At 33.5% G+C, this 26,380-nt stretch carries 23 protein-coding genes; 2 read left to right on the top strand and 21 right to left on the bottom strand.

Going from position 1 to position 26,380, the window contains the following annotated elements:
• Positions 1 to 149: 149 nt before the first annotated feature.
• From glnA to hflX, 4 genes are all read right to left on the bottom strand, one after another.
• Positions 150 to 1,490 (bottom strand): type I glutamate--ammonia ligase, encoded by a 1,341-nt coding sequence (gene glnA / locus KA828_RS00845; protein ID WP_075109051.1) that lies wholly within the window; start codon positions 1,488 to 1,490, stop codon positions 150 to 152.
• 20 nt (positions 1,491 to 1,510) lie between these two features.
• Positions 1,511 to 1,876, bottom strand: coding sequence for a MerR family transcriptional regulator (locus KA828_RS00840; RefSeq protein WP_053029363.1), 366 nt, complete (start codon positions 1,874 to 1,876; stop codon positions 1,511 to 1,513).
• Between the two features lie 385 nt (positions 1,877 to 2,261).
• Positions 2,262 to 3,500 (bottom strand): methionine gamma-lyase family protein, encoded by a 1,239-nt coding sequence (locus tag KA828_RS00835; RefSeq protein ID WP_210125215.1) that lies wholly within the window; start codon positions 3,498 to 3,500, stop codon positions 2,262 to 2,264.
• Between the two features lie 16 nt (positions 3,501 to 3,516).
• On the bottom strand, positions 3,517 to 4,746 hold the full coding sequence (gene hflX / locus KA828_RS00830; protein ID WP_398577033.1) for a GTPase HflX: 1,230 nt from the start codon (positions 4,744 to 4,746) through the stop codon (positions 3,517 to 3,519).
• A gap of 121 nt (positions 4,747 to 4,867) precedes the next feature.
• Here hflX and KA828_RS00825 point away from each other — a divergent pair, with 121 nt between their 5' ends.
• Entirely contained in the window at positions 4,868 to 5,344 is a 477-nt protein-coding gene (locus tag KA828_RS00825) for a glutathione peroxidase (protein WP_053029360.1), read from the top strand.
• A 189-nt stretch (positions 5,345 to 5,533) separates the two neighbouring features.
• Here the strand turns inward: KA828_RS00825 and hfq are convergent, their stop codons facing one another.
• The 17 genes from hfq to KA828_RS00740 form a co-directional block, all read right to left on the bottom strand.
• Complete coding sequence (gene hfq, locus KA828_RS00820; protein WP_053029359.1) at positions 5,534 to 5,776, bottom strand: RNA chaperone Hfq; 243 nt, start codon at positions 5,774 to 5,776, stop codon at positions 5,534 to 5,536.
• The gene (miaA, locus tag KA828_RS00815; RefSeq protein WP_075109054.1) at positions 5,730 to 6,728 is read right to left on the bottom strand and encodes a tRNA (adenosine(37)-N6)-dimethylallyltransferase MiaA; all 999 of its coding nucleotides are present in this window, start codon (positions 6,726 to 6,728) and stop codon (positions 5,730 to 5,732) included. The genes hfq and miaA overlap by 47 nt, the downstream gene beginning before the upstream one ends.
• 15 nt (positions 6,729 to 6,743) lie before the next feature.
• Positions 6,744 to 7,667, bottom strand: a complete 924-nt coding sequence (locus KA828_RS00810; protein ID WP_210125214.1) for an alpha/beta fold hydrolase — start codon at positions 7,665 to 7,667, stop codon at positions 6,744 to 6,746.
• A gap of 456 nt (positions 7,668 to 8,123) precedes the next feature.
• On the bottom strand, positions 8,124 to 9,797 hold the full coding sequence (locus tag KA828_RS00805; RefSeq protein ID WP_075109056.1) for a glycerol-3-phosphate dehydrogenase/oxidase: 1,674 nt from the start codon (positions 9,795 to 9,797) through the stop codon (positions 8,124 to 8,126).
• A 152-nt stretch (positions 9,798 to 9,949) separates the two neighbouring features.
• Entirely contained in the window at positions 9,950 to 11,449 is a 1,500-nt protein-coding gene (gene glpK, locus KA828_RS00800) for a glycerol kinase GlpK (RefSeq protein ID WP_075109057.1), read from the bottom strand.
• Between the two features lie 117 nt (positions 11,450 to 11,566).
• Complete coding sequence (locus tag KA828_RS00795; protein WP_053029354.1) at positions 11,567 to 12,385, bottom strand: MIP/aquaporin family protein; 819 nt, start codon at positions 12,383 to 12,385, stop codon at positions 11,567 to 11,569.
• Positions 12,386 to 12,611: 226 nt separating this feature from the next.
• Positions 12,612 to 13,145 carry a glycerol-3-phosphate responsive antiterminator gene (locus KA828_RS00790; protein ID WP_053029353.1) on the bottom strand — a complete coding sequence of 178 codons (534 nt, stop codon included), beginning with the start codon at positions 13,143 to 13,145 and terminating at the stop codon, positions 12,612 to 12,614.
• A 14-nt stretch (positions 13,146 to 13,159) separates the two neighbouring features.
• Positions 13,160 to 15,193: a DNA mismatch repair endonuclease MutL gene (gene mutL / locus KA828_RS00785; RefSeq protein WP_075109058.1), complete on the bottom strand. Its 2,034-nt coding sequence runs from the start codon at positions 15,191 to 15,193 to the stop codon at positions 13,160 to 13,162.
• Positions 15,194 to 15,205: 12 nt separating this feature from the next.
• On the bottom strand, positions 15,206 to 17,854 hold the full coding sequence (mutS, locus tag KA828_RS00780) for a DNA mismatch repair protein MutS (protein ID WP_210125213.1): 2,649 nt from the start codon (positions 17,852 to 17,854) through the stop codon (positions 15,206 to 15,208).
• Positions 17,855 to 18,112: 258 nt separating this feature from the next.
• Positions 18,113 to 18,604, bottom strand: coding sequence for an energy coupling factor transporter S component ThiW (gene thiW / locus KA828_RS00775; protein WP_210125212.1), 492 nt, complete (start codon positions 18,602 to 18,604; stop codon positions 18,113 to 18,115).
• A 21-nt stretch (positions 18,605 to 18,625) separates the two neighbouring features.
• A complete protein-coding gene (locus KA828_RS00770) occupies positions 18,626 to 18,991 on the bottom strand; it encodes a YlbF/YmcA family competence regulator (RefSeq protein WP_075109061.1) in 366 nt (121 codons plus the stop codon).
• Entirely contained in the window at positions 18,992 to 20,536 is a 1,545-nt protein-coding gene (miaB, locus tag KA828_RS00765) for a tRNA (N6-isopentenyl adenosine(37)-C2)-methylthiotransferase MiaB (protein ID WP_070855550.1), read from the bottom strand.
• Between the two features lie 315 nt (positions 20,537 to 20,851).
• Complete coding sequence (locus KA828_RS00760; protein WP_053029347.1) at positions 20,852 to 21,148, bottom strand: thiamine-binding protein; 297 nt, start codon at positions 21,146 to 21,148, stop codon at positions 20,852 to 20,854.
• Positions 21,149 to 21,193: 45 nt separating this feature from the next.
• Positions 21,194 to 21,820, bottom strand: a complete 627-nt coding sequence (locus KA828_RS00755) for a poly-gamma-glutamate hydrolase family protein (protein WP_193839404.1) — start codon at positions 21,818 to 21,820, stop codon at positions 21,194 to 21,196.
• A gap of 221 nt (positions 21,821 to 22,041) precedes the next feature.
• Complete coding sequence (locus KA828_RS00750; RefSeq protein ID WP_053029345.1) at positions 22,042 to 22,908, bottom strand: 2-oxoacid:ferredoxin oxidoreductase subunit beta; 867 nt, start codon at positions 22,906 to 22,908, stop codon at positions 22,042 to 22,044.
• Complete coding sequence (locus KA828_RS00745) at positions 22,909 to 24,669, bottom strand: 2-oxoacid:acceptor oxidoreductase subunit alpha (protein ID WP_070855548.1); 1,761 nt, start codon at positions 24,667 to 24,669, stop codon at positions 22,909 to 22,911. It lies immediately after the preceding gene.
• Between the two features lie 133 nt (positions 24,670 to 24,802).
• Entirely contained in the window at positions 24,803 to 25,597 is a 795-nt protein-coding gene (locus KA828_RS00740) for a TIGR00282 family metallophosphoesterase (protein WP_053029343.1), read from the bottom strand.
• A gap of 159 nt (positions 25,598 to 25,756) precedes the next feature.
• On the opposite strand from KA828_RS00740, the gene KA828_RS00735 reads away from it, so the two are divergent.
• Positions 25,757 to 25,972, top strand: a complete 216-nt coding sequence (locus KA828_RS00735) for a hypothetical protein (RefSeq protein WP_053029342.1) — start codon at positions 25,757 to 25,759, stop codon at positions 25,970 to 25,972.
• Positions 25,973 to 26,380: the final 408 nt, after the last annotated feature.

Here is a 26,380-nt window from a genome sequence, read left to right as displayed (position 1 = left end):
TTAAAGTGTACTTGACCAAAACTTGACCAATTTCAATTTCTTCACAAAAATGGTCAAGTAAATTTAGCTTTTCCAACAAGAAAAAGAAGCTAAGGCAAAATGCCTTAACTCCTTATACCACTAAGTCTTTCCCCGATTTGCTTAGCGAATTAATATTGTTTCATGTATTGATCGCGTTCCCATTCAGAAACTTGAGTTCTGTAATAATCCCATTCAATTGATTTAGAGTTTATAAATTGATTGTAAATGTGATTACCTAACGCTTGTTTAACTGTGTCATTTTCACGCATAGCTTTTAAAGCAGTGTAAAGTGTTGAAGGTAAGTCTTGGATACCCACAGCTTCACGTTCTTCACGGTTCATTTCATAAATATTTTGGTTAACTGGTTCTGGAACTTTAGTTTTGTTCTTAATACCATCTAAACCAGCTTGTAGGATTGTTGCTAATGCCATGTAAGGGTTAGCAGCTGGGTCTACTGAACGTACTTCAATACGAGTTGATAATCCTCTTGAAGATGGCACACGTACTAATGGTGAACGGTTTTTACCACTCCAAGCGATATAACAAGGTGCTTCATAACCAGGAACTAAACGTTTATAAGAGTTTACTAATGGGTTACAAACAGCTGTGAATCCACGTGCATTATTTAAGATACCTGCAGTAAAGTGATAAGCATCTTCTGTTAATTGCATTTCACCATTTGGATCGAAGAATGCATTTTCTTTACCTTTAAATAATGATACGTTGAAGTGCATTCCGCTTCCGTTAACACCGAATAATGGTTTTGGCATGAATGTTGCATGTAAATTATGCTTACGTGCAATTGTTTTAACAACTAATTTAAATGTTTGGATGTTATCACAAGCAGTAATCGCATCTGCATATTTAAAGTCTATTTCATGTTGTCCTGGCGCAACTTCGTGGTGACTTGCTTCGATATCGAATCCCATATCTTCAAGTTCTAATACGATGTCACGACGGCAATTTTCACCTAAATCTGTTGGTGCTAAATCGAAGTAACCACCATTATCATTTAATTCTAATGTTGGTTCACCTTTTTCGTCTAATTTAAATAAGAAGAATTCAGGTTCAGGCCCTAAGTTGAAATCTGTATAGCCCATATCTTCCATTTCTTTTAACACACGTTTTAAGTTGTTACGTGGGTCACCAGCAAATGGTTCACCATCAGTCGTATATACATCACAAATTAAACGAGCTACTTTACCTTGACCAGCAGTCCAAGGGAAGATAACCCAAGTATCTAAATCTGGGCATAAATACATGTCAGATTCTTCGATACGTACGAAACCTTCGATTGATGAACCATCAAACATCATTTCGTTATCTAATACTTTTTCTAATTGGCTAACTGGTACTTCAACGTTTTTGATTGTACCTAAGATATCTGTAAATTGTAATCTTAAGTATCTAACGTTTTCTTCTTTTGCAAACTTACGAATATCGTCTTTACTAAATGTACGTTTAGGCATGGTAGAAATCCTCCAAAAATTTATTTAATAAACCGTGATAAATCGCCACGATTTATTGGCAAAGCTTCACCGTGTGGTTTCTGCGTTGCGTCAACAATCATTCTTTTTCTAATCTCTTGTTCATCTGATGTAAGATGCCCTTGATTATTAGTTATGATTTGCTTGATCCCTTTAAGGTTAAATCCTTTCTCAATCAAAGATTTAATTTCAAGAAGACGTTCTAAATCATTTAACGAAAATAATCGCTTGTTTCCTTCTGTACGCTCGGGCATGACAAGTTCATGTGTTTCATAGTAGCGGATTTGTCTTGCAGTGAGTTCTGTTAATTTACAAACAACACTCATAGAGAACACGGCCATATTACGTCTGATTTTATCGTTAGACATTCATAACCTCACCTCTACTTTTGAACTTGATATAAATTTAGCATAGTTTTAATCGCATTACAAAAATATGTTAGGTTTTCTTACATGAAAAATCCAAATCTATATTTAATATTAATTTCAAGCTCTTTTCAATAGTTAATATAGACTCATTTATATAATATTTTTTCAGAAAAGAAGCTGTGATATAAATAATATAATGGTGCTACTTCGCAAATTCGCAGTAGCTGACTGAACTGAGAAAAGCTTAATTTAAGCGCCTTCTCAGTTCTAGTCATCCTTGCGGGCGGGGCCCAGCAGAGAGATTTTCATTAAGAAATTACACAAGTAAAGCAAGATGGGAGCGGACGACGAATTTAAAAAATTCTGAACCACTCCCATTAAGCATCTATATTAAGTTTTGTTCCTTCAAATTCGCAACTGCACGAGTAACAGCCAATTTAACGTGTTCATAAGTTAATCCACCTTGAACATATGCTTCATATGGTGGTCTTATCGGTCCATCTGCAGACAATTCAATTGAAGACCCCTGAACAAAAGTACCAGCAGCCATGATTACATCATCTTCATAACCCGGCATATAGCTTGGTTCCGGGCTGAAATGTGCATTGATTGGTGAAGCGTGTTGTATACTTTGGCAAAATGCTATCATTTGTTCTTTCGTATCAAATTGAACGGTCTGTATTAAATCCGTACGTTTAACATTATATTTAGGAACTGTTTGCATATTCATTTTTTCTAATAATAAGCTCGTAAACAATGCACCTTTCAAGCTTTGACTAACTACATGCGGTGCTAGAAAGAAGCCCTGATACATCTCTTGTAACGAATACAATGATGCGCCCGCTTCTTTACCAATACCAGGCGCTGTTAATCGATAGCCACAACGTTCGATTAAGTCTTTACGTCCAGCGATATAACCACCTATCTTAGCTAAACCGCCACCTGGATTCTTAATTAATGAACCTGCTATCAAGTCTGCACCAACTTCAATAGGTTCACGTTCTTCGACAAATTCTCCATAACAATTATCCACAAAGATTATAATATTAGGGTATCGCGCTTTAATGGCTTGAATTGCTGTCTCAATTTCTTTGATAGCGATGGAAGGTCTTTGGTCATAACCTTTGGAACGTTGAATAGCTACTACTTTTGTTTTTTCTGATATTGCTTCGAGTGTGGACTGAATGTCTATTTGTCCCTCTTTCAAAGGAACTTCATTATATTCAATTCCATGTTCATTCAAACTTTCAATACCATTTCCATTTACACCAATCACTTCAAGTAACGTATCGTATGGACTTCCAGTAATATACAATAGTTCATCGCCGTATTTAAGTGTACTTTGCAGTGCTAAAGTAATCGCATGTGTGCCTGAAATTATTTGTGGGCGTACAATCGCATCTTCAGCTTTAAACGTATGGGCATAGATATCTTCTAGATGATCCCGACCAAAATCATCATATCCATAGCCTGTACTCCCTACTAAATCACTTTCTGTAGCTTTAACGTAATGAAAGGCATTTAAAACTTTTTCTTGATTTAAATACGCAATTTCTTCTATTTGTTTAAAATATGGTGATAACGTCTCCTCTACGTCTTTAACCAATGATGAAATATCTGACATTCTTACATACTTCCTTTTATTGTTTTTTATATCCAGTAATCACATAATCTTCATTTGTAGGATCAAAATTCATTTCTTCAATTAGCGTATGCTGCTTCAAGAAATAAAGTCTATCTGCGTTTGTACTGGGAACCTTCTCTTCATAATAAGACAATGCGGCTTTCACTTGCGCGATTAAAAACGCTTTAACCTTTGATTTATCCCCTTCAACTCGACTAGAGACAAAAATGGATGGTGATGCAGATACTGGACTATCATCACTGTCACTACATTGATCTTTCTTATTAAATATAACTGCTTGAGGTATGTGACTCATATCTAAATCATTAATTAATTGATTAACTGTATCATATTGAGAACGGTACTCTGAATGACTCGCATCTACGACATGTAATAATAAATCTGCACCTTTTGCTTCTTCTAACGTAGATTTAAAGGCAGCGATTAATGTCGTTGGTAATTTTTGAATAAATCCAACAGTATCTGAAATAATTAAATTAAATCCTTCATTAATTTGAATTTGACGTGTTTTAGGATCTAACGTCGCAAAGAGTAAATCTTTCTCAAATGTTTCTTCACCTGACAATACATTAAACCATGATGACTTACCTGCATTCGTATAACCAACGAGCGCAATTTGAAAGACTTGATTTTGTTCGCGTTTATTACGGTAACGTTCCCTGTGTTCTACTACAGTTTGTAATTGATGTTTAATTTCATTCATACGTGTACGAATGTGACGTCTATCCATTTCTAATTTCGTCTCACCAGGACCTCGTGTACCTATGCCACCACCAAGTCGTGATAAACTTTTACCATGCCCCTGAAGTCTTGGTAATAAATAATCTAATTGCGCTAACTCTACTTGCAATTTACCTTCACGACTACTTGCTCTCAATGCAAAAATTTCTAAAATCAACTGTGTTCTATCGATAATTTTTATGCCCAAATTATCATTTAATGTTTTTGATTGTGCAGTAGTTAACTCATCATTGGTCACTACGACATCTATATCATGGAACTCAATAAAAGCTTTTAATTCGTCAATTTTACCTTTACCAACGTAATACTTATGATCGACTTGTTCTCTATTTTGAGTGACCTGTCCTTTAACATCAAGCTGACAAGTTAATGATAAAGCTTTTAATTCTTCCATTGTTGAATCGAAATTAAATTCATTATCATTTTGAGCATGTACACCGACTAATACAGCAGTTTCCAACTTTTTCTTTGTCGCGTGTGTCATACGCTGTGTCACGTTATACATCTCCTTCTAATGTGTTTCTCAAATATTCTATCACAGTGTGTATTCAAAGACTATCTACTAAAATTATGTTACATTATTCTTATATCGAAAGGGTGGTACTATGGAAAATATATATGACTTTGTGGTACAAAAATCTAATGGTGAAGATTATAAATTAGAAGAATACAAAGGCAAAGTAATGCTAATTGTTAACACTGCAAGTGAATGTGGTTTCACGCCACAATTTGAGGGTTTACAAGCATTGTATGAGAAATATAAAGACCAAGGTTTTGTTATTTTAGGTTTTCCATGTAATCAATTTGGTGGGCAAGAACCTGGTTCAGGTGCTGAAGCTAACCAAAATTGTAAAATTAACTATGGCGTTACATTCCCAATCCATGAAAAAGTGGACGTCAAAGGGGAAAATCAACATCCTTTATTCCGTTTCTTAACTGATGCAGCTAAAGGTATGTTAAGCGAAAAAATTAAATGGAACTTCACAAAATTTTTAGTTGATCGTGAAGGAAACGTCGTGAGTCGTTTCTCACCTCAAAAGAAACCAGCTCAAATTGAAAAAGATATCGAAAAATTATTATAGATTAACATTTAATTAAACTACGATAAAAAGCTACATTATAGAGNNCTCTATAATGTAGCTTTTTATATTACAAACATTCCTCTATTTGTCAAAAGTGCTAAAATATGATGAGTTTATTACAAGTTACACTGTCATTAAGACCGTTGTCTACGCTCTTAAGAACTTGTAACGTTGCACTTTAATTACAACTTATTCTTCACTATTTACTGGTTCATTAGAATCTGTAACTTCAGTTTCCACAGTAAATGTGCTGATCGCATGTTTGTATATCAAATGTTGTTTACCTTGAGAAACTAAGCTGACAACATATTTGTCAAAGTCTTCAATAACACCTTTCATTTGAAAGCCGTTTAAAAAGAAAACTGTAACTTCTGTTTGTTGTGCTTTAAAGTTCTCTAGTGCTTGATCTTGGATGTTGTGGTTTGCAATCATGTTTAGAACTCCTTTTATTTATTTGGGTTGTAATCTCATCTAACATCATTTGAAGTGTCATTGTCTCTCTATCAAACCATTGAACATGTAATTTATTCTTGAACCATGTCAATTGTCGCTTAGCATATTGTCTTGAATGTTGTTTTAATGTTTCAACTGCTTGGTCTATTGATAACTCACCATTTACAACAGGTACCAGCTCTTTATATCCAATTGCTTGCATACTTTGAGTAGATTCATAACCCTGTTCTACTAGGTTCTTCACTTCATTAAATAATCCGTGGCCCAACATAATATCTACACGTTTATTTATTCTTGAATATAATGTTTTGCGCGACATTTCAATCCCTATTAATAATGTATCATAATTTTCTGTAAATTGTTGCACTTTCTTGCGAGAACTTATAAGTTTTTTTGTATTTAAGTAATATTCAATCGCTCTATACACCCTTTTTCTATTATTGGGATGTATATCTTGTGCAGATTGTGGATCAAATGTCGCCAAATAATCATGCACTTCTTGATTAGTCAATGGTTCTAATGCTTGCAATTTAGACTTGGTTTGCTTTTCAACTTCTTTTGAAACGGTCTCATCTTCGAATGGATAATCATAAATTAATGATTGAATATATAATCCCGTACCTCCAGCTATAATAGGAACCTTGCCCCTAGTAGTTATATCTTTAATCAAACTTTGTGCTTGTTGTTTGAAATCATACGCTGAAAATGAGTCATCTGGATTTAAAATATCAATCATATAATGAGGGATGCCATCCATTTCTTCATTGGTCACCTTAGCTGTACCGATATCCATTTGTTTATATACTTGCATAGAATCCCCACTAATGATTTCACCATTGATGCGTTTTGCTAATTCAATACTCAATTCTGTCTTACCAGACGCGGTTGGTCCGACTATAACCACTAAAAATGGTTTATTGACGTCGTTCAATCGTTATCCCTCACTTCAATTTTTCTTTATTACTTGTTTCTGAATCCAGTCAAACATATGCGTCCATATCATTTCCTTATCATCTTCAAATAAAATTTCATGTCTTCTATTCGCATAAAGTTGAACTGTTATATGGTTGATGCCTGCACGTTTGAATTTTTTTCCCAACTTCCGTATACCTTTACCATAGTCACCAAATGGATCCTCCTTACCAGAGATAAGTAGTATTGGTAACTGGGCGTTCATTTTTTTGAGTTGCTTATTATTAGCCGTACTTATCATATGTTTCACTGTTTGATAGATTAGTTGGTTAGATACTAAGAAACCCGTATAATCATCGTTAACAAATTTGTTAATTTCATCACGCTTAGAGGATAGCCAATCGCTCTTTGTTTCAGGTTGATCTATTTTCTTATTAAATGATTTATAAACAAATTGATTCACCCATTCTAATCGGTTACGCTTTCCACAAATAAGTGTGATTAATTTTAACGCAATTATGGCTGGAATTCCTTTGTATTTAGGATATTGACCAGTACCTGTAAGTATTAAGCCTTGTGCAACATCTGGATATTTCTCTACGAACAAACGAGCAATAATTGAACCCATTGAATGTCCTAAAATGATATATGGAATATTGCTATCTGAACTATGGAGTGTTTGAGCTATTTCATAAGCATCTTGGGCTATGGTATGCATGTCATTGTAATGACCTCTTTCACTTTCAACTATATCGATACCGTGTCCTCGATGATTGTGTCGTATAACATCGTATCCCTGATGCGTCAATGCCTGCACAAGTGATTCATAACGATCCATATGCTCAGCCATTCCGTGAAAGATATGAACGACACCAAATGTTGCTATCTTCGCTTTATCTACTTTAACTTCTATCATAGTGCCGTCTTCAACGGTAATTTTGAATGATTGTTGACTCACGCATATGCCTCCTTGCAAAATTAATTACTTAACCTTAATGTCCTATATTCCTTTAAATATACCTGTCATTCTTAATGTTATCAAATTGTTAGACTCATTTTAACAACTTCAATTGCATCTTTATAGACGCAAGTCTGAATTCATCTTGAAATCGTTGTCCTCCCCATCTTACTTTGCCTATAAAATCACTCTATATTAGTGACATTTTCCAGTGAAATTCCCTTAGGTAAGATGTCTCCGCCAATAATCTTACTTTTGGAACACTAAAGCGGGAGTAGAACAGATTTTTTTAAAATCGTTGTCCTACCCCCGCAAGGATGACTTGAACTGAGAAACCTTGGTTTAAGTACGCGCTCAGTTCAGTCAGTTACTAAATATTCATATTTTTAATGACTTTGATGTTTCATTTAATACACGCATATAGGTGTTAAATTCTCAAAACATCCATTTTAAATTTTATTTTAGAACTGCAAGTTGTTCATTGCCGTGTGTTGCTTCTTCAATCGCAATATTAATTTCTTTAGTAAATTCATTTCGTTGACTTTGAGTATAATTCAGTAATTTAGCAAGCTCTTCAACGACTGCATCTTTATATTGTTTTACTTGGTTAATATTGAAATACAATTTACCTGTTCTACGAATTAAGAAATCTGTTGGTTTATAAACCATTTCATTTTGAACGCTATATACTAATTCAACGTACATTTCTAGTGGTAAATTTAATGTTTTGTCTTGTGCTATTTGTGCAATGTTAAATAATTTATCAACGTTAGAACCATATTTAGAAGCTAAACGTTCAGCAACATCAGCTTGAAGACCAATTGCCTTACCTTCTTCAACTTTACGTGCTACGTAATTTTCAAAGTTTGCACTTCCGCCTACATCACCACCAGAAATCGGTGTATGTTTCGTTTTACAGTCATCAAATGTTAATTTGTATTCTTGTTTTAAACGTTTTGCTAATAAATCGACAATTTCTAAAGCCATGTGACGGTAACCTGTTAATTTACCACCAGCAATCGTTAAAAGACCTGATTTACCTTCCCAAATTTCATCTTTACGTGAAATTTCAGAAGGATCTTTTCCATCTTCTAATATTAACGGTCTAACTCCAGCCCAAGTTGATTCGATATCTTCATCTTTTACATTTACGTCTGGGAACATATAGTTAATTGCATCAATAAGATAATCTCTATCTTCTTGTGTTGTTAATGGTTTTGTTTTGTCATTATCATAGAACGTATCAGTTGTTCCGACATACGCTTTACCTTCACGTGGAATGGCAAAAATCATTCGTCCATCTTTTTCAGTATCGAAATAAACCGCTTGTCTTAACGGGAATTTAGATTGATCAATGACAACATGAACACCTTTAGTTAAACGTAATTGTTTATTGTTACGCGTGTAATCTTTTTTGCGAACTTCATCTACCCAAGGACCTGCAGCGTTAATGACTTTTTTAGCATTGATTTGGTACATTTCACCAGTTAGTAAATCTTGAACTTCAATACCTCTCACTTTAGATTTTCCATCGTAAATGAAATCTGTTGATTTCGTATGATTTAAAACTTCTGCACCATTTTCTTCGGCACGTTTCATAACTTCAATTGTTAAACGTGCATCATCAGTACGGTATTCAACATAATAACCGCCACCTTTTAAACCATCTTTTTTCACTAATGGTTCTTTGTTTAATGTTTGTTTTTTACTCAACATTTTTTTACGTTCGTATTTTTTTACACCGGCTAAGCGATCATATGCTGTTAAACCTAAGTTTGTTGTGAATTTACCGAAAGTACCACCTTTGTGCATTGGTAGTAACATCCATTCTGGTGTCGTTACGTGTGGACCATTTTCATAAACAATCGCACGTTCTTTACCAGTTTCAGCTACAACTTTGATTTGTGCTTGTTTTAAATATCTTAATCCACCATGAACTAATTTAGTAGAACGTGAACTTGTACCTTGAGCAAAATCTTGCATTTCTACTAATGCTACTTTCATACCACGTTGAGACGCATCTAACGCAATCCCTGCACCTGTGATACCACCTCCGATGATTACGACATCATATTCTTCATTTTGTAAATTTTTCTTAATTACTTCTCTATTTAAAGTTGATAAAGCCATAAATATACCCCTCCGATATTTTATTTTTGTGAAAAAAGAGAGACCTATCCATACAGAATCAAACTGTATGAAACAGGTCTCTCAAATCTCGACTAATTTATTAACTTAATTTAATCATATCACACTTCAATAAACTAAGCCATGTTTAGAGATTAATCTTCTAATTTAAAGACCTGAGTAGCTTCAACTGCTTTTTTCCAACCTTTATATAACTTAGTTCTGTCTTCTTCAGACATCTGTGGTGTAAATTCTGTTTCTAATTGCCATCTATTTGCGATTTCATCTTTACTATCCCAGAATCCAACTGCTAATCCCGCTAAATAAGCAGCGCCTAATGCTGTAGTTTCTTGAATTTCTGGGCGCTCTACTGCAGTATTAACAATATCTGCTTGGAATTGCATGATAAAGTTATTTTTAACTGCACCGCCATCAACACGTAAATTGTTCACTTCAATTTTAGAATCTTTAGACATCGCTTCCATAACATCACGTGTTTGATAACATAATGATTCTAATGTTGCTCGAATGAAGTGTTCTTTTTCAGTACCACGGCTCAAACCGAAGATGGCACCTCTTGCTTCTGAATCCCAGTAAGGCGTACCTAATCCAACGAATGCTGGTACGAAATAAACATTATCAGTAGAATCAACGCGAGTCGCATAGTTCTCAGATTGAGGCGCTGAATTTATAATTCTTAAACCATCACGTAACCATTGGATTGCTGATCCTGAAACAAAGATAGAGCCTTCAAGTGCATAATTAACTTTACCATCTAAACCATACGCAATAGTAGTTAATAATCCACTTTCAGATTTAACTGGTTCTTCTCCAGTATTCATTAACATAAAGCCACCAGTACCATACGTGTTTTTCACATCTCCACGTTCGAAACATGCTTGTCCAAATAGTGCAGCTTGTTGGTCACCAGCGATACCTGAAATCGGTACTTTTTGGCCAAAGAAATGATAGTCTCTTGTATGTGCGTAAATTTCACTAGATGGTTTAACTTCTGGTAACAATTGTTTAGGTACACTTAATAATTCAAGAAGTTCTTCATCCCATTTTAAATCATAAATATTATACATTAGTGTACGACTCGCATTTGAATAGTCTGTAATATGTGCTTCTCCACCAGACAATTTCCACACGAGCCAAGTATCAATTGTGCCAAATAATAAGTCGCCATTTTCAGCTTTTTCTCTAGCGCCATCAACGTTATCAAGAATCCATTTCACCTTCGTTCCAGCAAAGTATGGGTCTAATAATAAACCTGTTTTATTACGGAACGTTTCTTCATGTCCTTGCTCTTTTAATTCATGACAGATTGCTTGTGTTTGACGAGATTGCCATACAATTGCATGATAAATTGGACGTCCTGTATTTTTATCCCAAATAACTGTCGTTTCACGTTGGTTTGTGATACCAATACCCTCAACTTGATCAGCGTTAATTTCATTTTCATTTAACACTTCTGCCATAACTGCTAATACTGAAGTCCAAATTTCATTAGCGTCGTGTTCTACCCAACCTGATTTAGGGAAGTATTGTTTGAATTCTCTTTGTGCAATACCTTTGATGTCGCCTTCTTTATCAAATAAGATAGCTCTTGAACTTGTTGTTCCTTGGTCTATCGACATGATGTATTTTTCCATAAATTTTCTCCCTTTCTGCTATATGAATAAACAATTGTTAAAGAATTTGAATATTAAGGAAGTGTACTATAGTTATAGCACTTTTCCAAAAAATTAATCATAAATGTAAGATGTTAATTAATAAATTGATTCAATATCATTTGATTTATTAGCTTTATTCAGTGCCAAACCAAGCACTAATGTAACGATAACTAGTAAAATACCAACTGCACAAATCAAATCAAATTGTCCTTTGTAGAAGACTTTATAAATAACTGCTCCTAACATACCTCCTGCAATAGGCCCCAATACGGGTACTATAGCATAGCCCCAGTTAGAACCACCTTTACCAGCTATTGGTAGCATTGCATGTGCAATTCTTGGTCCTAAATCACGTGCAGGATTGATGGCATAGCCAGTAGGACCACCTAAACTTAGTCCAATTGCAACGATTAAGGCACCAACGATAAGCGGATTTAATCCATCGGCAATTTTATTAACACCAATAAATAAAATACCTAGGCAAAGAATCGCTGTACCAATAATTTCACTCAAAAAGTTTGCAAAATAGTTCTTAATTGCTGGCGCTGTAGAAAATACACCTAACTTCGCACCTTTATCTTCTGTTGCTTTCCAATGCGGTAAATACATTAACCAAACGAGCACACCACCTACAATACCTCCAAGCATTTGACAGATTATGTAACCTGGTACTTGCGCCCAACTAAAACCGCCATCCATCGCTAGAGCAATAGTCACCGCTGGATTTAAATGTGCTCCTGAAAATTTCCCAACTGCGTAAACACCCATAGATACAGCTAGTCCCCAACCTGCTGCAATAACGATCCAGTCAGAGTCCTGACCAGCGCTTCGCTTCAAATTAACGTTAGCACAAACGCCACCACCGAAAAGAATTAGAATAGCAGTACCTAAAAATTCTGCTAAATAAACATTCATGATGAATCCTCCTATAAGACAAAAAGATTCCTACAAAGGCGCTAATAAAGGCATTGCAGAAATCTCTTCGTCTCTTAATCTTTATATTAACTTGTTTAAATCATACAGAAAGTTTGTAAGCGTTGTCAATACTTTCGTTGAAATTTTGTCACATTTAAGTATTCCTAAAATTGATTGTACTCATTTTATAAAATTAAGAAAGAAGATGGATTGATGGCAGTACGAATTACCATAATGCACGGTTACTGGTTGTAACGTAACTCGCACCGCTATTAAGTGCCTGAGTTATTTCGCTTTCTTCATTAATCAAACCACCTGCAATGACTTTTGAAGCAGTTTCTTCATCAATGATTTTAACAACTTTATGCGCTATACCAGGTAATACTTCTACATAATCAGGCTCAACTTTCTTAATTAAGTTAATACTTCTACTTAAGGCTTGACTATCTATAATAAACACCCTGAAAATCGTTAACTTATTTAACGATTTAGCTTTTTGAATTACTTTAGATTTGGTAGAAACGATGCCTTTAGGACTATACGTTTGAATGATATATTCACAAGCATATTCATCGACAGCCATACCTTTAATTAAATCGATATGAATATAGGCTTCAATTTGATTCGCCTTTAGCAGCGCCATAACACTTTTCAAATGACCAATATGCATATCTAATAGCACACATATTTTATAATCTGTTTTTATTAATTTCTCTAAGTCTTTCATATTACGTATCGCAGGTAAAACGTATTCTTTCATAAGCATTTTCCTCTCTACATGACGCGTTTAAATAATTTTTCTAGTTCATAATTCGAGAAGTTGATGATAATAGGTCTGCCGTGCGGACATGTGAATGGATCTTCCGCTTCACGTAATTGATCAATCAAATCCGCCATCTCATTATTTTTTAAATAATGATTTGCCTTAATTGATTTCTTACAACTCATCATAATCGCAGCATCTTCACGCATTTTTTTTACACTTATTTTTTTATCATTTAATACCAACTCAACCATATCTTGAATAATTTCTTCCGCTTCCGCTTTTGGGAACCAAACAGGGTAACTATTCACGATATAATCATGACCGCCAAAGTGCTCTAAATGAACGCCAACTTTGTCTAATTCTTCTTGATATTGGTCTATAATCATTTGTTCATCTTTTGAAAAGTGAAATGTTAATGGTATCAACAAATCTTGGACTTCATTCGTCACTTCGCCAATTTTTTCTCTAAAATATTCATATTTAATACGTTCTTGAGCAGCATGCTGATCAATCATAAACATGCCGTTTTCATTTTGGGCAATAATATAAGTTCCATGTACCTGGCCGACAACTTCCATATATGGAACACGTCGCGATGGTGTGTTACTTACCTTTCCTTTAATATCATTGCTATCTTGTGATTGATATAATGTTTGTTGATTTTTTGGCGCTATTTCATCACTCATATTTGCTTCTGATGCGCCTTTTGTTGCGTAATTTATATCCTGATTATCTGGATTAGTCGTATCACTATCCATTTCATTCAAAATTTCTTTTTGAATTTGGAAGTAATCTTTGTCATCGGCGCGTTTATTATTGTGAACGATGCTTTCCGTACTTTCATTTATGCTATCTTTATTATCTGGAGCATCGTACTCATAATTTGATTCATTTAAGTGATCGTCATTAGAATCACTAGATGTCTTATAGGTTGGAGTCGCAGTCTCTTGATTCAAATTCTGTTGACGTCTCTCAAAGTCTATTTTTTGTTGTTCAAATTGATTTAATACTTTATTTTTTTTAGGTCTTCTATCCAAATCATTTTGCGGAATTAAAATTCTATCCTTGAAAGCTTCTCGAATTTTCTCAACAATTAATTGATATAATTGTTCTTCTTTTGATAATCTGACTTCTAATTTAGTTGGATGAACATTCACATCTACGAGTATTGGATCCATTTCGATATTTAAGTAACAAATCGGATAACGTCCAATTGTAAGTAATGTATGATACCCTTCAATAATTGCCTTATTGAGTACAAAGTTTTTAATATATCTACCATTAATAAATATTGAAATATAATGCTTATTACTTCTTGAGTGCTCTGGTTTAGCTACGAAACCTTCTAAGTGATAATCACTCGTATCACCTTGAATATGTACTAAATCTTTTGCAACTTTTATACCGTAGATTTCAGCCATAACTTCATTTGTTTTACCGGAACCGTTAGTTTTCAACAATGTTTTTCCATCTGATATTAAAGAAATACGTATATCGGGATGACTCATTGCCATACGATTGACGATATCTGTAATTTTACCTAACTCTGTATATAAACTTTTTATATATTTTAGGCGAGCTGGTGTATTGTAGAATAGTGAAGCTACTGTGATGTCGGTACCTTTTTTAGCTTTAGCTGGTTTACGACTTAAAATTTCGCCATTTTCGGCATAGATTTCATGACCATTCTCACTATCTGTACACGTCTTAAGCGTAACTTTAGCTACTGAAGATATACTTGCTAATGCCTCACCACGAAAACCTAATGTTCTAATGTGAAATAAATCATCATCTGCATCTAACTTACTTGTTGCATGTCTATGAAATACTAAATCTAAGTCATCTTGTTCAATACCAGTACCATTATCTACGACTCTAATAGAAGAAATGCCTGATTGTTCTACTTCAATATTAATTTCAGTAGATTGTGCATCGATTGCATTTTCTAACAATTCTTTCACAACTGAGCTTGGACGCTCTACTACTTCACCAGCGGCTATTTTATTCGCAAGAGACGTTTGTAGTTCCTTAATTTTGCCCATTTTCCAACACCTCTATCTCAATTGATTTTGTAATTCACTTAGTTTAAGTAATGCTTCAATAGGTGTCATATTTGATATATTAAGTTTTTTAATCTCTTCCTCGATTTCACTTACTGTTGGTTCTGAATCGAATAGATTAAATGATGCTTGTTCAAATTCATTGCTTGGTCCATGATTGTCAGTTTGTGCTTTTTTATCGCTATCTTTTTTATTTTGTGTAGCGTTAATATCGTGGCTTTCGACTGACACCGATTCCTTAAGCACTGAATTACTAGTTTTTTCATAATCATTGGCGTTTTGATGTTGTTCGAAAGCATCTAAAATCACTTGCGCACGATTAATCACATCATCTGGTAAGTTAGCCAGTTTAGCTACTTGAATACCATAACTATCATCAACAGCCCCATCTTTTACTTTATGTAAGAAGATCAACTCTCCTTGATATTCATCAGCGGCAACGTGTACATTTTTAAGGCTTGGTAGTGCTTGATCTAATGTGGTTAATTCATGATAATGCGTTGAGAATAACGTTTTTGCATGAGACGTTTGAGCAACATACTCAATCATGGCTTGGGCTAGAGCTAAGCCATCATACGTCGAAGTACCTCTACCAATTTCATCGAAAATGATTAGACTATTTTCAGTCGCATATGTTAATGCTTTTTGTGCTTCTAACATCTCTACCATAAATGTACTTTTCCCTGATACTAAATCATCTGCAGCACCAATTCGAGTAAAGATTTGATCAAATATTGGCAATGTTGCCTTATCACAAGGAACATATGCCCCCATTTGAGCCATAATACTGATGATTGCAACCTGTCTCATGTAAGTTGACTTACCTGACATATTAGGACCAGTGATAAGATAAATAAAGTTGTCTTTGTCTAATTCACAATCATTAGGAACGTAGTCATTATAGTCCATTACACGTTCAACCACAGGGTGACGTGAGTTTTCTAATTTTAATGTTTTATTATCACTAAATTCAGGTCTAACATAGTTGTATTTTTGTGCAATTTCAGCAAAACTTTGCAAACAATCAAGTTCAGAAATAATTTTAGCCTGCTTTTGAAGTCTTTCCGTATAAGTTTTAATATGTTCTCTTAAACGAACAAAAAGTTGATACTCAAGTTCTACTGCTTTATCTTCAGCACCTAAAATAATATCTTCTTTTTCTTTTAACTCATCTGTTATAAAACGCTCAGCATTAGATAAAGTTTGCTTACGGTGATAACCATATTCATTCGGTTCAAATCCTTGTAAGTTTGCTCGTGTAATTTCTATAAAATAACCAAATACTTTGTTATAACTAATTTTAAGTGATTTAATTCCTGTTCGTTCTCGTTCTTTAGCTTGTAACTTTGCCAACCAATCTTTACCATTCTTAGAGGCCTCTAAGAATTCATCTAATTGTTTACTAAAGCCATGTTTAAACAGACCACCATCCTTAATGGAAATAGGTGGTTCTTCAATTAAACTGTCTTCTAATACTTGCAATAAATCTTCTAATGGTTCAAGAGAACTAAATTGGTTTGTTGCAACATCATTCATACTTTCGAGAAGTGCTTTAATATTAGGAATCTCAGAAATTGAATGTTTAAGTTGAATTAAATCACGTGCATTGACGTTACCATAACTTACGCGACCTACTAATCGTTCTATATCATAAACTTGATTTAAATAACCTCTTAACGTATCTCTTTCAATGAAGTGATTCATGAATGATTCAACTATATTTAGTCTCTCTTCTACTCTTTCTTTATTAATTAAAGGTCTGTCTATCCATTGCTTAAGTCGACGCGCCCCCATTGGTGTTTTCGTTTCATCCATTAACCATAAAAGCGTGCCTTTTTTAGATTTTAATCTTATACTTTCAGTTAATTCTAAATTTCTTTTAGCGTAGTAATCCATCTTCATGAAATCAACTGCAGCATATGTGATTGCATTCTCTAAATGAGATAGATCTCTCTTTTGTGTATGATATACATAGTCGAGTAATAATTGAGTAGCTTGATACGTATGATGATCAGTTAGTTGATTAACCTCATATGAAGCATCCGAAATTGTTTCTCTAACAGTTATTGTTTCTGTTGTTAAATAGATTTGCTTTTTAAGACTTTCATTAATTTCTTGATTAACAACGATTTCGTTAGGATTTATAGTTACAATTTCATTTATTAAAGTATCTTCATCTTCAATTTGAGTAGCTTTTAATTCACCAGTTGAAATATCACAATAACTTAAGGCATAGCTACTATCTTGTTTAATAAAACTTAAAATATAGTTATTTTGGTTCTCATCCATACCACCTTGTTCCATTACTGTTCCAGGTGTTACTACTCTAACTACTTCTCGTTTTACCATACCTTTCGTTTGCTTAGGATCTTCCATTTGTTCACATATTGCTACTTTGTAGCCATTATTTATTAACGTTTCAATATAGCTATTCGCAGAGTGATAAGGTACGCCACACATAGGAATTGGATTTTCTTTTTTAGCATCTCTTTTAGTCAATGTAATTTCTAATACTCTAGACGCTTCTTTTGCATCCTCAAAAAACATTTCATAAAAATCGCCTAATCTAAAGAATAATAAACAATCTTGATATTGCGATTTAATTTTCAAATATTGTTGCATCATCGGTGTCGTATTCGACATATTTTCACAACCTTACTATATTTTTCCGAATTATAACGTACTTTTAACTTATATATTTTAACATATGAAATGTTACAACGCTCGTGAGTTCATTTAATTTAACTTTATATACTATTGCAAAATTTATTTATCACAATGATCAATAAAAAAAGATTATCATAACAAAATTAAGAATATAGACATTTTTTAAACGTCTGCCTCTTTCTTTTGAAAATGATAATCTCAAATTAATTAAAACAACTCTTCATCCACAAAGTATTATTTTTTAAACTTATCCAGTAATCCTCGTTTTTTCAACATAAAAAGTAAGAAATAACTAATCGCAGCACCTATAAAACTTGAAATAATAAATGCTATCATTAATGGTTTAACAAAGAAATCTTGCATGCCTAAGAACCATGCAATTGGAATACATAACAAACTTCCTATTATACCAGTACCAATTACTTCACCAACAGCAGCCATAAAAATATGTTTCCTGTACATATAAAATACGCTGGCTAAAAGCACACCAATCATACTTCCTGGAAATGCGAAAAAGCTACCAGTGCCAAATAAATTTCTTAAGATTGATGAGATGAGTGCTTGAGCTAAACCATACCATGGTCCCACAAATACTGCACATAATACATTGATAAAATGTTGCACAGGTGCTGCTTTTATAGGTCCCAATGGAATGATAATAAAACTACTTAACACAACGTTAGTGGCAATCAACAATGCTGTAAGTGTTAGTTTTCTATTGTTCATAGTGCTTATCCCTTTCTTATATTATTCCTTATGTTCATCTTCATTATGTTCGTTTAAACGATCTTCCATAGTACTTATCATCAGTTGTAATAAATCATTCGCTTCATATTGTGCAGAGCGAAATTCCTCAACTATTGGTAATTCATTAATTTCATGTTCTAAAGCTTCAATCTCATCTTCTGATTGTTGATAGGCGTGTTGTTTACCGTAATTTTGAAAATTAACTGACTGCTTTTGTTGTTTTTTTAAACGGTTCATTTTATTTTCAATATTATGATTTTCATGAATTTGTTTTTCTATATTTTGATATGATTTTATAAGGTCTAAATCTTTAATTTTATTTGTGAGTTGATCGGCTTGTTTTAAAATTTCATCCTTGCTATACATTTAATTGGTCACCATTGGTGCACTATGAAATTCTTTGAATGTACCATTTAATGAATATTGTTTTGTTTCATCAATTTCAACGTCTACTAATTTTCCGATTGCCTCACGTGGACCTTTAAAGTTTACTAATTTATTCTTCTCAGTATAACCGGCTAGAACCGTATCATCTTTCTTACTAACACCTTCACATAAGACAGTTACCGTGTGCCCTTCATATTGATTCATCGCTTTTTCAGAATAATGACCTACTTTTTTATTTAAACGTTGCAAGCGCTCTTTTTTCACATCTTCAGGTACATTATCTTTCATTTTAGCAGCTGGCGTACCATCTCTTTGAGAATATAGGTACGTATATGCATGTTCAAATTGGACCTCATCATATAATGATAGTGTTTCTTGGAATTGTTCTTCGGTTTCGTTAGGATATCCAACAATTATATCTGTCGTTAATGCGACATTCGGAATGGCATTTTTAATTCTATGTACCAAATCTAAGTAACTTTCTCTCGTATATTTACGTCCCATAATTTTTAATACAGCATTATTTCCAGATTGCACAGGCAGATGGATATGTGGCACTATATTTCCACCTTGAGCTATAACTTCAATCATTCTATCCGTAAAGTCCCATGGATGACTTGTAGTAAAACGTACTCTTGGGATATCAATTTTAGAAATATCTTCTAATAAATCTCCTAATCCATAATCTAGATCCTTAATATCTTTACCATATGAATTCACATTCTGACCAAGTAAAGTGATTTCTTTATAACCATCTCGTGCTAAACCACGGACTTCGTCAATGATATCTTCTGGTCTACGACTACGTTCCTTTCCTCTAGTAAATGGCACAATGCAATATGTACAGAATTTATCACAACCATACATAATATTAACCCATGCTTTCGTACTGCCTTCACGAACTTTTGGTAGGTTTTCAATAATGTCGCCTTCTTTAGACCAAACTTCTACAACCATTGCTTTAGAAAGATATGCTTCTTCTAAAATTTCTGGTAATTTATGGATATTGTGTGTACCAAAAATCATATCTACATTTTGATATGACTTAAGTATCTTATTTACGACTGACTCTTCTTGAGACATGCATCCACAAACACCGATTAATGCTTCAGGTCTATTCTTTTTTAAATGTTTTAGGTTACCAATTTCACTAAATACTTTATTCTCAGCATTTTCACGAATCGCACAAGTATTAATCAAAATAACATCCGCTTCATTTATATCATCTGTAGCTGTATAGTCTAAAGCTTGTAAAATCCCAGCCATTACTTCTGTATCGTGTGCATTCATTTGACAACCATATGTTTTAATTAAGAATGTACGCCCTTTTCCCATTCCTTGGTATTTGTCTTCTATATGAAAATCACGATTATAATTAATATCTTGTTTACCTCGTTTACGTGCTTCTTTTAAACTAGGTGGTTGATAAATTTTTTCGAAGTATTTACTATAATCTTTTTCTACTTTCTTATCGCGCTCATTTAAGATATTTATCGTACCAGCTTTTCTTTGTTCTTCATTCACTTTAAAAAATTCCTTTCTATATGCCCTAATATCATTAGTTCATTATATTAAAATTAATTATAAAGTGCAAAAAGAGTTAAAATAGTTAATAAATTTGTCATTTTAAAAAGGAGTGTGACAGAATTCTTTTAAAATTCATCGTCCACTCCTATCTTGCTTTGCTTGTAGTATTTCTTAATGAAGATCTGCTTGTTGGGGCCCTTGATTAGAACTGAAAAAAGCTTGATTTAAGCGCCTTATCACTTCAGTTAGCTACTGCGAATTTGCAAAATAACATCATTATATTATTTATGTACTAGCCCCTTCAAAAGCTATTTATTCACTATCATATTTTCCTGTTAACGTTTCAATTGTGATACCAGCTGGTACATGATAAAACTTAACTTGACTAATAATACTTGGACATTCTAATTCAACCATTCGTTCATGTAATTTCTGAATTAGGATTAAACATTCACTCATATCGCCTTGAACTGTCGTTTCGAGAGGACCCACTCTAAAATGCAGACCAGAATCATTTATGATTTTGATAGCCTCATCTACATAAGGTATAACGTCTTCGTTGTTAGGCGTTTTTGGAACGATTTGAATACTCATTAATGTATCTTGCATTAATAATCACCTCAGTCTATTCTATTACCTTAATTCTACCACGCATTAATTAAAATTGCCTTTAGTAATTGCTATATTAATTGCTTTACTCAAATCAAACATCTTATCGTCCCAATTCGATTCGTCCAACCTACTTTTACGGTTACTCTTATTATTTTTGAATAAAGATTTTCTCAAACTAGACGTTAACTCTATTTGCACACCTACACCATTTTTTGTACAATTCACAATATTATTATCTTGAGTACCAGACATATGACTAGGTGCTTCATTTACTTCTATACCAATTTGACTTAATTCTTCAACAATACGCTCTTTTAAAAGATTATCTTTACCACCGATATAAGCAATTTCATCTTCACCAAGACATCCATGAATTGTGATTGCACGTTCACTTGTTTTTACTAAATCCATAGCAATGTCATTATCATAATTAATAGATGTTACGTGCAACTCATTGTTCCCTTTTGTTCGCATACCATTAAATGCAAAATAATTAAATTGCCCATCATTAGCAATAACACGCGCAAGTTCAGTAGTAGCAGGTTCTATTCCACCGCCATGTATCGCTAGAATTGTTATTTCGCTATCTCTATTATCAGTGACAATTTCCCAATCTTTATTCTCAATCGTTTCACTTTGCAATTCACTCATAGACTGATATTTATCCATTTTGAAACCTCACTTAAGTAAATTATTGTTACTTTTCTTTTCCCTTAATCTTATTCCTAAAAAGTATTTATCTAAAATTTAATAATGATTACTTAAACTAAATAATTTTAATAGTATCTAAATACTAATGTTCGATTCAAAATATATATATAATGAATAAATCATAATACAAAAAACTCACCTCCAAACATACATTGTTTAGAAGTGAGTGAATTAAATTTTTATACAAATTGAGAAGTTAAGTTGTTGAAATCTTCTTCAGTTATATGAATATCTCGTTTAGATAATGCACTTTCATTTAGTTCTTCTATTTGAGATTCATATGACGGGGTTTCAGTGTCTTGATACACGATACCTTTTACTAAAGACTCATGATCTAAAACAGTCTTCATAGCTAATTGTTTATCAGACGTATCATAGCCTTCTATGTCATCTAAGCTTGTTAAATGTTCTTTAAACCAATCATACGTATTTACTTTGTTATAAGTAACACAAGGTGAAAAGACATTTACAAATGAAAAGCCATCATGATTAATCGCATCTTCAATGAGCTTAGTTAACGCTTTAATATCACTAGAGAACCCTTGGGCTACAAATGTTGCACCTGATGATAATGCTAATTCAAGTGGTGCAACATTCTTCTCGATATTACCTTTAGGCGTAGATTTTGTTATGAAACCTACTGCAGATGATGGAGAGGTTTGCCCTTTAGTTAAGCCATAAATTTGATTATCCATAACAATATACGTCATGTTCATATTACGTCTTAATGCATGAATAGTATGTCCCATACCAATAGCGTATCCATCACCATCACCACCAGAGGCAATGACAGTTAAATCCTTGTTCGCCATTTTAACCCCTTGTGCTAGTGGTAATGCGCGTCCATGTATACCATGTACGCCGTATGAATTAATATAACCAGATAATCGGCCTGAACAGCCAATACCAGTAATGATTGCTACTTCCTCAGGCTCTAATCCGACGTTGGCAGCTGCTTTTTGAATAGCTGCTTGAACTGAGAAATCGCCACAACCTGGACACCAATTTGGCTTCACATTATTACGAAAATCTTTAAATGTAGCCAATTATACCAACTCCTTAATTTCACTTACTACTTCTTGCCCTTTAGATTCAATTTCATGAGGTAAGAAAGGTGTACCATCATATTTAGTTTGATTAATCAATTTATCTTGAATAGTTGTATTCATTTTAAGGATATTTGAAAGTTGTCCTTGATAATTATGTTCAACAACAATGACTTTAGATGCTTTATTAATAGCTGATTGAATAACATCTTTCGGCATAGGATGAAGTTGACGAATCTGCATAGTATTCACTTTTAAACCTTGCGCATTAAGTCTTTCAGCACCTTCTTGAATCGCACCTTTACTAGATATAAATCCAATAAATAAAATATCGGCTTCTTCGTGTTGTTCATTTAATTCAACTGGTTTTTCAATTAATAGATTTGCTGTTTTACGCATTCTCTTGTCCATTTGTTGACGTCTATTTTCAGCCGCTTCACTTGGTTTACCTTCTTCATTGTGTTCTACGCCAGTCACATGATGTATACCGCCTTTAACTCCAGGTATAGGTCTAGGTGATACACCATTTCCTGTTAACGCATATCTTCTAAAGTATTGTTTATCATCCTCTTCACGTTCAATATCAGATTGCAATAATTCGCCTCGTTGAATGTGAATTTTATTATAATCAAGATGTTCAACCGTTTGTTTACCTAATGATAATTGTAAATCACTCAATACGATTACTGGACATTGATATGCTTCAGCTAAGTTAAACGCTTCAATCGTTAAATAAAAAGCATCTTCAGCATCGGTAGGGGCTACTACAATCTTTGGTATATCCCCATGCGTACCATAAATCATTTGCATTAGATCAGATTGTTCTTGTTTAGTTGGTAAACCCGTTGATGGTCCACCACGTTGTGTATTAATAATTACTAATGGTGTTTCCGTCATACCTGAAAGGCCTATAGCTTCCATCATAAGTGAAAGACCTGGCCCTGCACTAGCAGTAAATGCTCTAACACCTGCATAATTAGCACCAATTGCCATATTAGCTGCAGCAATTTCGTCTTCAGTTTGTACTACTGTACCGCCTACTTTAGGTACGTTCGCAATCATATATTCCATTATTTCAGATGCAGGTGTAATTGGATAGGCAGCCATGAAACGAGAGCCCGCTGAAATAGCACCTAACCCTATTGCATCATTACCAATCATATATAAATGAGGATCTTTATCCGTTGGTTGCAATTTAAAATCTAACTGTAAATCATTTATTTGTGCTTTCATCAATGCATAACCTTGATTTAAAGCTTCAATATTCATTGCTACAACGTTTTCACCTTTTTTGGTAAACATATTTGTTATAAGCGTTTCGAATGTAGTTGTATCTAAATCCATGATGGCACACGTTGCACCAACAGCAACCATATTCTTCATAAGTGCAGTACCTAGTTCTTTAGCTGTGCTAGTAAATGGTAATTCAATAAGTTGAGCACGACACGCTTCAGGTTTCGTCGGTTTCGCCTTTGCATCAGCAATAATAATACTATCCTCACGCATTTCATGATGGTTCAATTCAATTGTTTCTTGGTCAAAAGCCACCAAAATATCCAAATCATCACTAATTGCATGTACAGGTGTAGTGGATACTCTAATTTTATTATTAGTGTGTCCGCCTTTAATACGGCTTGAGAAATGTCTATATCCGTATAAATAATAACCTTTACGGTTCATCGCTGTGGCAAAAATTTCACCTGTCGATTCGATACCTTCACCTTGTTGTCCGCCCACTTTCCATGATATTTGTGATTTCATATCATATGCCTCCTGTGGAATTAATTCATAATAAATCATAACAAAAATAACCACCGTCTTACTATGACAACAGTGGCAATTATTTAAATTCATACTAATGGACTATATCCAATCGTCTATGAATGGTTTCAAATTATTTATTAAAAGGATGATCGTCGTTGATGAGTATTCTTTCAATATGCTTAGTTTTTCCTTCTTTATCTAAATCTATAATAACACCTGAAAGAACACTTCTGCCATCATTCGGCACAACATGACGTTGTGGCAAGCTTGTGATAAATCGTTCAATGACTTCATCACGATTAATTCCGAGTATTCCGTCATAATACCCTGTCATACCTACATCTGTGATATAACCCGTACCATTAGGAAGCACACGTTCATCCGATGTTTGAATATGTGTATGCGTTCCAACTACCGCACTGACTCTACCATCTAAATACCATCCCATTGCGTTTTTTTCTGATGTCGTTTCCGCGTGGAAATCTACAAAAATGTAATTCGTTTCTTTTTTAGCTTCTTCAATTAGTTGATCAGCTTTTTTAAAAGGGTCATCTATATCTTGCATAAATGAACGTCCTTGTAAATTTATAATCGCTAATTTAATATCATTAATTTGAATAAATCTCATACCTACACCAGGTGCTTCACTAGGAAAATTTGCTGGTCTAACCATTCTATTTGCATTATCAATAAAATCATAAATTTCACGTTGTCCATATGTATGATTGCCCATTGTCATGAAATCTACACCATCTCTTAATAATTGCTTATACAATTTTTCAGTTAAACCTTTACCATGTGCTGCATTTTCAGCATTAACGATACTTACAGTTGGTCTATAAGATTGTTTAATTTTAGGTAAATATTCAGCAATCGCATTTCTTCCAACTTTTCCTACGATATCGCCAATAAATAATATTCTCATTGAATGTTCATCCTCTCATAAAAATAGTTTAATTCATATAGGGCTATAATAAAAGAGGATATTCTCACTCTTTTTAAATTAGATATCTATTTACTTTAGCATGTATACAACATATGTTAAGATAGATTTAACAAAAATAATAGGAGTTGTAAAATTTACATGTCAATTAATATTGATCCAGAGAAGTTTGCAGAATTAGTGGTAAAATCTAATCCGTCTAAATCAGAAGATGCAGAAGACATTGCTAAAGAAAGTCTTGAATTATACATCAATGCTTATCGTTTAGCGGAAAGATACTCAAATATTGCTACTAATTGTTATGATACAGCAGAAATTATTTCTGAATTGAAAAAAACTGATTTACAACTTAAATAATTTATTAAATCATCAATTAAGTAAAACACAAAAATATTTTAAGTTTACATTTAACAATTATTATAAGCGATTGAATTTTAAGTGTTAAGTTGTTCATTTACATTAATGTTCAATCATTGGCTCGGAGTGAGATAAAGAAATTTATCTTGCTCCTTTTTATTTCTTAATATTGAAGTATGACAAATGGTCATTTAATTTTCAAGTTCTCCCTTTCATATATTAAAGTTCACCTGATACTTCTTTTACGGTATAGCCTCATTTTTAACTATTAAATGACACTTTAAAGGCATAAAAAAACGGCTCTTCGTCAAATCGGACTTATTAGTCCTAATATTGAGATTAAGCAACCTTAGAATGAATAATCTCTTTTTTGTTGTTGAGGCAAATAGTCGCGAAGTAATAATAATA

Origin of the sequence: Staphylococcus sp. GDY8P85P, assembly GCF_017892405.1 — a bacterium.
Classification (GTDB): domain Bacteria; phylum Bacillota; class Bacilli; order Staphylococcales; family Staphylococcaceae; genus Staphylococcus; species Staphylococcus borealis.
Note: the sequence above shows the minus strand (reverse complement) of the source record. Positions and strands in the feature narration are given on the sequence as shown.

What these genes read in the sequence shown, in the direction of transcription:
- glpK (WP_075109057.1), bottom strand. Translation starts at nt 11,449, where the DNA reads ATGGAAAAATACATCATGTCGATAGACCAAGGAACAACAAGTTCAAGA.
- KA828_RS00805 (WP_075109056.1), bottom strand. Translation starts at nt 9,797, where the DNA reads ATGGCTTTATCAACTTTAAATAGAGAAGTAATTAAGAAAAATTTACAA.
- KA828_RS00735 (WP_053029342.1), top strand. Translation starts at nt 25,757, where the DNA reads ATGTCAATTAATATTGATCCAGAGAAGTTTGCAGAATTAGTGGTAAAA.
- KA828_RS00740 (WP_053029343.1), bottom strand. Translation starts at nt 25,597, where the DNA reads ATGAGAATATTATTTATTGGCGATATCGTAGGAAAAGTTGGAAGAAAT.
- KA828_RS00745 (WP_070855548.1), bottom strand. Translation starts at nt 24,669, where the DNA reads ATGAAATCACAAATATCATGGAAAGTGGGCGGACAACAAGGTGAAGGT.
- KA828_RS00770 (WP_075109061.1), bottom strand. Translation starts at nt 18,991, where the DNA reads ATGTATAGCAAGGATGAAATTTTAAAACAAGCCGATCAACTCACAAAT.
- KA828_RS00835 (WP_210125215.1), bottom strand. Translation starts at nt 3,500, where the DNA reads ATGTCAGATATTTCATCATTGGTTAAAGACGTAGAGGAGACGTTATCA.
- KA828_RS00790 (WP_053029353.1), bottom strand. Translation starts at nt 13,145, where the DNA reads ATGAAAGAATACGTTTTACCTGCGATACGTAATATGAAAGACTTAGAG.
- hfq (WP_053029359.1), bottom strand. Translation starts at nt 5,776, where the DNA reads ATGATTGCAAACCACAACATCCAAGATCAAGCACTAGAGAACTTTAAA.
- KA828_RS00755 (WP_193839404.1), bottom strand. Translation starts at nt 21,820, where the DNA reads ATGGATAAATATCAGTCTATGAGTGAATTGCAAAGTGAAACGATTGAG.
- KA828_RS00795 (WP_053029354.1), bottom strand. Translation starts at nt 12,385, where the DNA reads ATGAATGTTTATTTAGCAGAATTTTTAGGTACTGCTATTCTAATTCTT.
- thiW (WP_210125212.1), bottom strand. Translation starts at nt 18,604, where the DNA reads ATGAACAATAGAAAACTAACACTTACAGCATTGTTGATTGCCACTAAC.
- KA828_RS00825 (WP_053029360.1), top strand. Translation starts at nt 4,868, where the DNA reads ATGGAAAATATATATGACTTTGTGGTACAAAAATCTAATGGTGAAGAT.
- KA828_RS00840 (WP_053029363.1), bottom strand. Translation starts at nt 1,876, where the DNA reads ATGTCTAACGATAAAATCAGACGTAATATGGCCGTGTTCTCTATGAGT.
- mutS (WP_210125213.1), bottom strand. Translation starts at nt 17,854, where the DNA reads ATGTCGAATACGACACCGATGATGCAACAATATTTGAAAATTAAATCG.
- hflX (WP_398577033.1), bottom strand. Translation starts at nt 4,746, where the DNA reads ATGACACACGCGACAAAGAAAAAGTTGGAAACTGCTGTATTAGTCGGT.
- KA828_RS00760 (WP_053029347.1), bottom strand. Translation starts at nt 21,148, where the DNA reads ATGCAAGATACATTAATGAGTATTCAAATCGTTCCAAAAACGCCTAAC.
- glnA (WP_075109051.1), bottom strand. Translation starts at nt 1,490, where the DNA reads ATGCCTAAACGTACATTTAGTAAAGACGATATTCGTAAGTTTGCAAAA.
- mutL (WP_075109058.1), bottom strand. Translation starts at nt 15,193, where the DNA reads ATGGGCAAAATTAAGGAACTACAAACGTCTCTTGCGAATAAAATAGCC.